This is a genomic window from Collinsella sp. TM05-37, from assembly GCF_003436455.1.
Taxonomy (GTDB): domain Bacteria; phylum Actinomycetota; class Coriobacteriia; order Coriobacteriales; family Coriobacteriaceae; genus Collinsella.
Genome location: NZ_QSPN01000013.1, coordinates 48394 through 55690, shown reverse-complemented (window position 1 = coordinate 55690; position 7297 = coordinate 48394). Strand labels below are relative to the sequence as shown.

Sequence of the window (7297 nt, the reverse complement as noted above, 5' to 3'; positions counted from 1 at the left end):
GCGGCCCGCGCTGCATGAGCATGCCCTTCTGGCGCGAGGACCTCTAAGTCTTTCCGTTTCCGGTGCGGTCCCCCTACAACCGCACCGGTTTCGCCCGTCAAACGGGCAACACTAATACTTACGTAATTCATTTCTTCGAAAGGAAACGAACCATGGGCGTTAACCTCTCCGGCCGTAGCTTCCTCAAGCTCCTCGACCTCACCACCGAGGAGATCGAGTACCTGCTCAAGCTCTCCAAGAACTTCAAGGACATGAAGCGCGCTGGCGTTCCGCACCGTTATCTCGAGGGCAAGAACATCGTTCTGCTCTTCCAGAAGACCTCCACTCGTACCCGCTGCGCCTTCGAGGTTGGCGGCATGGATCTGGGCATGGGCGTCACCTACCTCGATCCGGGTTCGTCGCAGATGGGCAAGAAGGAGTCCATCGAGGACACCGCCCGCGTTCTCGGCCGCATGTATGACGGCATCGAGTTCCGTGGCTTCGCTCAGGACGACGTCGAGGAGCTCTCCGCTAAGGCTGGCGTTCCCGTCTGGAACGGCCTGACCACCGAGTGGCACCCCACCCAGATGCTCGCCGACATCCTGACCGTCCAGGAGAACTTCAACTACGACATCAAGGGCAAGACCCTCGTCTTCATGGGCGACTGCAAAAACAACGTCGCTCGCTCCCTCATGGTCGTCTGCTCCAAGCTCGGCATGAACTTCGTGGCCTGCGGCCCCGAGGAGTGCATGCCCGCTGACGACGTCATCGAGGCCTGCAAGCCTATCGCTGAGGCCAACGGCTGCACCATCAAGCTGACCACCGACGTCAAGGACGGCGTCACCGGTGCTGACGTTCTCTACACCGACGTGTGGGTCTCCATGGGCGAGCCCGACGAGGTCTGGGCCGAGCGCATCGCTCAGCTCACCCCGTATCGCGTTACCTCCGAGGTCATGGCTATGGCCAACCCGGGCGCCATCTTCCTGCACTGCCTGCCCAGCTTCCACGACACCAACACCACGATTGGCGCCGAGAAGTGCGAGCAGTTCGGCATCACCGAGCAGGAGGTCACCGACGAGGTCTTCGAGAGCCCCGCTTCCAAGGTCTTCGACGAGGCCGAGAACCGCATGCACACCATCAAGGCTGTCATGTACGCTACGCTCAAGTAAGAGCATCTAGCATCTCGCTCGGGGTGCATTGCTGCGCACCCCGAGCACTTTTGTCTGGTAAAAATCTCGCACTGAGCGACATGCACGGCACGGAAGAGCCGCTTCGGGCGAGATCAGTAAATGATTTATGAAGGGGGGATGAGAACTATGACTGAGACCGCTAAGAAAAAGCGCGGTATGCCTTCATCGTTCACCATTCTTCTTGCTCTGCTGGCAATCGTCGCGGTTGTTACCGTTATCGTCTCCGGTACGTCCGGTGGCGCGGTTACCGCTGCCCGCTTGAGCGATTTCTGCACCGCCCCGGTCAAGGGCTTCGCTGACGCTCTGCCCGTCTGCCTCTTCGTTATGATCCTCGGTGGCTTCCTCGGCATGATGACCGAGACCGGCGCCCTGGACAACGGCATTGCCGTTCTGGTGCAGAAGCTTAAGGGCAATGAGATTATGCTCATTCCCGTGCTGATGTTCATCTTCTCCCTCGGTGGTACCACCTATGGTATGTGCGAGGAGACCGTTCCCTTCTACGCCCTGCTCGCCGCCACCATGATGGCTGCTGGCTTCGACCCCATGGTCGGCGCTGCTACCGTCCTGCTCGGCGCTGGTTGCGGCTGCCTCGGCTCCACGGTTAACCCGTTTGCCGTCGGTGCTGCCGTTGACGCTCTGACTGGCGTTGGCATTGAGGTCAACCAGTCCATCATCATCGGCCTCGGTGCCGTCCTGTGGATTGTTACCACTGTTATGTCCATCCTCTTCGTCATGAGCTATGCCAAGAAGGTCAAGGCTGACAAGGGTTCCACCATCCTTTCGATGCAGGAGCTCAAGGACGCCGAAGAGGCTCACGGCAAGGCTGCTTCCGAGGTTCACAAGGAGGTCAAGCTCACCGGTCGTCAGAAGGGTGTTCTGATCGCCTTTGCCTTCACCTTCGTCGTCATGATCGTCGGCTTCATCCCGCTGGCCGACCTCAACGAGGGCGTCGCCAACTTCTTCGATGCTGGCGCTGTCTATGACGCCGACGGTAACGCCATCGTCCAGGGCTGGTCTGCCCTGATCACCGGCCTGCCCATTGGCCAGTGGTACTTCGACGAGGCTTCCACCTGGTTCTTCCTCATGGCTATCCTGATCGGTATCATCGGTGGCCTCTCCGAGAAGCAGATCGTCAACACCTTCATCACCGGCGCTGCCGACATGATGTCCGTTGTCCTCGTCATTGCCCTCGCCCGTGGTATCTCCGTCCTCATGGCTAGCACCGGCCTCGACGTCTACGTCCTCGACGCTGCCGCCAATGCTCTGGCTGGCCTGTCCGGCGTGATCTTCGCTCCCATGAGCTTCCTGGTCTACTTCGGCCTGTCCTTCCTGATCCCCTCGACCTCCGGTATGGCTACTGTCTCCATGCCCATCATGGGACCGCTGGCTGTTAAGCTCGGCTTCTCGCCCGAGGTCATGGTCATGATCTTCTCCGCCGCCATCGGTGTCGTGAACCTGTTCACCCCGACCTCTGGCGCCATCATGGGCGGTCTTGCCTTGGCCAAGATCGAGTGGACGACCTGGCTCAAGTTTGCGCTTAAGCTCATCGTCGCTCTCTCCGTCGTCTGCGCCGTCATCCTGACCGTCGCTTGCGTGATGCTCTAAGTACCCCTTGGGTACCCCACGGAAACCATGACGATCCTGTAAAGGATCACCTGGTCATCGTCTGTCCGGTGGGGTAACCCCACCGGTAGACTCCTACCTTTAGCCCCCTCCCGTTCCGTGCGCGGGAGGGGGCGCTCTTGTGTTCCGGCGTTTTGCCAAACGCCGGAACCCCTCGACGCTGCAAGCCCGCCAGAGCGGCAATCTGACGTTCAATCGTCGGGCATGGCCAAAAGGCCTATGCCCCCCTCTTTCACGTCACCTTGCTCGCTCTGGTGGGCTTTCGCTGACTTATGCTCAACCTGCGGCGCTGCCATTGTTGGCGCAGGGGGCGGCTTGCTCGCTCTGGTGCCTGTTCGCTGTCCGTTCTCTGCCCGCGACGTTTCTGCTGTTGGTGCAAAGGGGTCAGGTTACTTTGCGCCAAAAGGGGAAGTTGCGGTGGAATAGTTCCCGTTTGGCCGTCTTGAGGGGTTAAACAGGAGCTATTTCACCGCAACTTATCGATGGCGTGTTTGGTTGGTGCCTGTTGATGGCCTGGGCATCGGGGAGGGCAGGCTCCGTTATAATCGCGTAGGAACTTAATTTACGAAACGGGACGGGAGCCATACATGCGCCAGGGTTTCGACAACGCGAAGTATATCGAGCTGCAGGCTGCTCACATTAAGGAGCGCATCTCGCAGTTTGGTGGCAAGCTCTATTTGGAGTTTGGCGGTAAGCTGTTCGATGACTATCATGCGAGCCGAGTGCTGCCGGGTTTTGAACCGGACAGCAAGTTCCGCATGCTCAAGAGCATCGCCGACGATGTCGAGGTTATCATCGCGATCAACGCGAACCACATCGAGAAAAACAAGGCTCGTGGTGACCTTGGCATTACCTATGACGAGGATGTGCTGCGCCTGGTTGACCTGTTCCGCGGCAACGGCTTTGCCGTCGCGGCTGTGGTTATCACCCAGTACGCCGGCCAGCCTGCTGCCGATGTGTTCCGCAACCGCTTGAACGCGCTCGGTATTCCCGCCAAGCTGCACTATCCCATCGAGGGGTATCCGCACGATGTCGATCTGATCGTGTCCGACGATGGCTACGGCAAGAACGAGTTTGTCGAGACCACGCGTCCGCTCGTTGTCGTGACGGCACCCGGCCCCGGCTCGGGCAAGCTCGCCACTTGCCTCTCGCAGCTGTATCACGAGCATAAGCACGGTACCGCCGCCGGCTATGCCAAGTTTGAGACCTTCCCGGTCTGGAATCTTCCTCTGACGCATCCGGTCAATATTGCCTACGAGGCCGCCACGGCTGACCTCGACGACGCCAATATCATCGATTCGTTCCACCTTGAGGCCTACAACAAGACCACGGTCAACTACAACCGCGACGTCGAGGCCTTCCCGGTAGTCCGTGCCCTGATGGAAAAGATCCTGGGCAAGAGCCCCTACCAGAGCCCTACGGACATGGGCGTCAATATGGTCGGCTTTGCCATCACCGATGACGATGCCTGCCGCGACGCTTCCAAGATGGAGATCGTCCGCCGCTACTTTACCGCGGTCGAAAATGTGCGCCGTACCGGCGTGGGCGATGAGCAAGTTGACCGTCTCAAGATTATTATGAAGAAAGCCGGCATCGATAAGAACTACTCACCGGCGCGCTCGGCGGCCCTCACCAGGGAGCAGCTGACGGGTGGTCCCGTGGGTGCCATGGTCATGCCCGATGGCTCCGTGGTGACCGGTAAGACCTCCACGCGCCTGGGCGCCGCAAGTTCGCTCATTATGAACGCCCTCAAGCATGTCTCGGGCGTCGACCTTGAGCTCGAGGTCATTAGCGATGAGGCGATCGAGCCCATCAGCAAGCTCAAGACGCATTTCCTGGGAAGTAAAAACCCGCGCCTCCACACCGACGAGACGCTTATGGCGCTGTCGATCACCTCGGCCACGAGTGAGACGGCCGCTCGCGTCCTTTTGGGCCTGGAGCAGTTGCGCGGTTGCGATGCCTTCTTTAGCGTGATCATCTCGCCGACGGACGAGACGGTACTGCGCAAACTGGGTATCAACGTGTGCTGCGAGCCCAAGTTTGAGCGCCGCGGTTTCTTCCATCGCTAAGTTTGAAGCACCGCGGTAATTGCATTGCATTTTGGCCGTATCGGGTTAGCGCCCGGTACGGCTTTTTGATCAATAAAGCGCCTATTTCGGCGAAAAATAGCCGTTTACCTGCCTAGAAACAATTTGAGCGGTATACAATAACCATAACTGTTTCATCCTTAGCGGGATGCCGCATGATGGATATTACCTGACATCGTGAGGTGTGTCGGTCGCGCACGGCGCGTTAGATGCTCGTGCTCGGTTTGAGGAGGCTGCTATGGCGGGCAAGGGTCGTGCGAGTGTCAACGATATGAAGCGTGTCGAGGTGCAGGTGCTGATGGAGATCGCTCAGCAATCCGAAGACAACGGCGGATTTTATGGCTTTTCGCGCAAGACGCTTGCCGAGCGTGTGGGGGTGTCTCCGTATCGCGCCCGCGCGGCAATTGAGCGCTTGGAATCCGAAGACATCATTGAGGTCGTCTCGCGCTACAGCGACGACGGCGGCCAGCTCGCAAATGGTATTTGTCTCACGGAGCGTGGCGAGTGGTATCTAGAGGGCGTCCGTGCCGGTATGCTCGTGCAGGACTTAATCAAGGACGAACTCGCCGATCGATAACAGCATGCATTCATAGCGGAAACGACGCCGCCTGGGCAACCGGGCGGCGTTTTGTTTCGAGATGGAGAAATGCGATTGCACGTAAGAAAAATTGCGTGCGGCGCGCGTCGCGAGTATTACAATGAAGACCCGTAAGATGTGTATGGACAACTTCTACGGGAAGCGCAGGTAACTCAATATGACTAAGCATGTGTTCGTGACCGGCGGCGTGGTTTCGTCTCTGGGCAAGGGTATTACCGCGGCCTCGCTGGGCCGTCTGCTCAAGTCGCGCGGCTACAAGGTAACGATGCAAAAGGCTGACCCGTATCTGAACGTCGACCCCGGCACCATGAGCCCGTTCCAGCATGGCGAGGTCTTTGTGACCGAGGACGGCTACGAGTCCGATCTGGACCTGGGCCACTACGAACGCTTTATTGACGAGAACCTGACCCGTGATTCCAACTTTACGACTGGTGCCATCTATAAGAGCCTGATCGCCCGTGAACGTCGCGGTGACTTTTTGGGCGGCACCGTGCAGGTGATTCCGCACGTCACGAACGCCATTAAGGATAAGTTCCGTCGTATTGAGGAGCAGACCGGCTCCGATGTGGTCATCACTGAGTTGGGCGGCACCATCGGCGACATTGAGTCGCAGCCGTTTGTCGAGGCCATTCGCCAGTACCGCAAGGAGGCCGGCCCCGAGAACGTCTGCTACATCCACGTGTCGCTCGTTCCCTATATCGCCGCCGCCCACGAGGTCAAGACCAAGCCGACGCAACACTCCGTCAAGGAGCTCCGCAGCTTTGGTATCCAGCCCGATATTATCGTTCTGCGTTCCGACCACCATATCGACGATGCCATCCGCGGCAAGATCGCAAGCTTCTGCGACGTCGACACCGACTGTGTCTTTACCAACGAGGACTGCGCGAGCATCTACGATGTTCCGCAGCTACTCGCCGAGCAGGACTTTGACCTGCGCATTTGCGAGCGTCTGGGTCTCGATCCGCGTGAGCGCGACATGAGTGAGTGGAACGAGTTCCTGCGCAAACAGAATCACGCCAACCATCACGCCGACAAGGTGAAGATCGCCGTCGTGGGTAAGTACACGCAGCTGCCCGATGCGTACCTGTCGGTTATCGAGGCCCTGCACCATGCGGGCGTCTTCTACGATCGCCATGTGGACGTCCAGCTAGTCGACGGCGAGAGCCTCGACGAGCAGAATGTCTCCGAGGTTCTGGGCGACGCCTCGGGCATCCTGGTCCCCGGCGGCTTTGGCAAGCGCGCCCTGGAGGGCAAGATCCTCGCGGCCGAGTTTGCCCGTGAGCACAAGATTCCGTATCTGGGCATTTGCCTGGGTATGCAGGTCGCCGTGTGCGAGTTCGCCCGCAATGTCGTTGGCCTTGCTGGTGCCAGCTCCTCCGAGTTTGATCCGGACGGTCCGTATAGCGTCATCGATCTGATGAGCTCGCAGGAGGACGTGACCGAGAAGGGCGGCACCATGCGCCTGGGCGCCTATCCGTGCAAGCTCGCCGCCGATACTCTTGCTCGTGAGGCATATGGCGAGGAACTCGTCTACGAGCGTCACCGTCACCGCTTTGAGTTCAACAACGCCTTCCGCGACCAGCTCGAGGACGCCGGTTTGGTTATCTCGGGTTTGTCGCCCGACGAGCGCCTGGTCGAGATGGTCGAGCTGCCGCGCGACGTTCATCCGTGGTATGTGGCAACCCAGGCTCACCCCGAGTTCAAGAGCCGCCCGACCAACCCGCAGCCGCTGTTCCGCGAGTTCGTGCGCGCTTCGATCGGCCAGCACGAGGGTGTCGACCGTCTGCAGGTGACGCCCATGAACCTCGCTACGGACTAAG

The 7297-nt window shown here is 59.3% G+C and carries 5 protein-coding genes; all 5 read left to right on the top strand.

From position 1 onward, the window contains the following. The first annotated feature begins 152 nt into the window (after positions 1 to 152). The 5 genes from argF to DXD48_RS07585 all read left to right on the top strand — a co-directional run bounded on the left by argF (position 153) and on the right by DXD48_RS07585 (position 7296). A complete protein-coding gene (gene argF, locus DXD48_RS07605; RefSeq protein ID WP_117564674.1) occupies positions 153 to 1148 on the top strand; it encodes an ornithine carbamoyltransferase in 996 nt (331 codons plus the stop codon). Between the two features lie 138 nt (positions 1149 to 1286). Then, entirely contained in the window at positions 1287 to 2774 is a 1488-nt protein-coding gene (locus tag DXD48_RS07600; RefSeq protein WP_370446252.1) for a YfcC family protein, read from the top strand. 605 nt (positions 2775 to 3379) lie between these two features. Next, positions 3380 to 4861, top strand: coding sequence for a DUF1846 domain-containing protein (locus DXD48_RS07595; RefSeq protein ID WP_117564670.1), 1482 nt, complete (start codon positions 3380 to 3382; stop codon positions 4859 to 4861). A 256-nt stretch (positions 4862 to 5117) separates the two neighbouring features. Continuing rightward, entirely contained in the window at positions 5118 to 5456 is a 339-nt protein-coding gene (locus tag DXD48_RS07590) for a hypothetical protein (RefSeq protein ID WP_117564669.1), read from the top strand. A 178-nt stretch (positions 5457 to 5634) separates the two neighbouring features. Beyond that, positions 5635 to 7296, top strand: a complete 1662-nt coding sequence (locus DXD48_RS07585) for a CTP synthase (protein ID WP_006234274.1) — start codon at positions 5635 to 5637, stop codon at positions 7294 to 7296. The last annotated feature ends 1 nt before the right edge of the window (position 7297 follow it).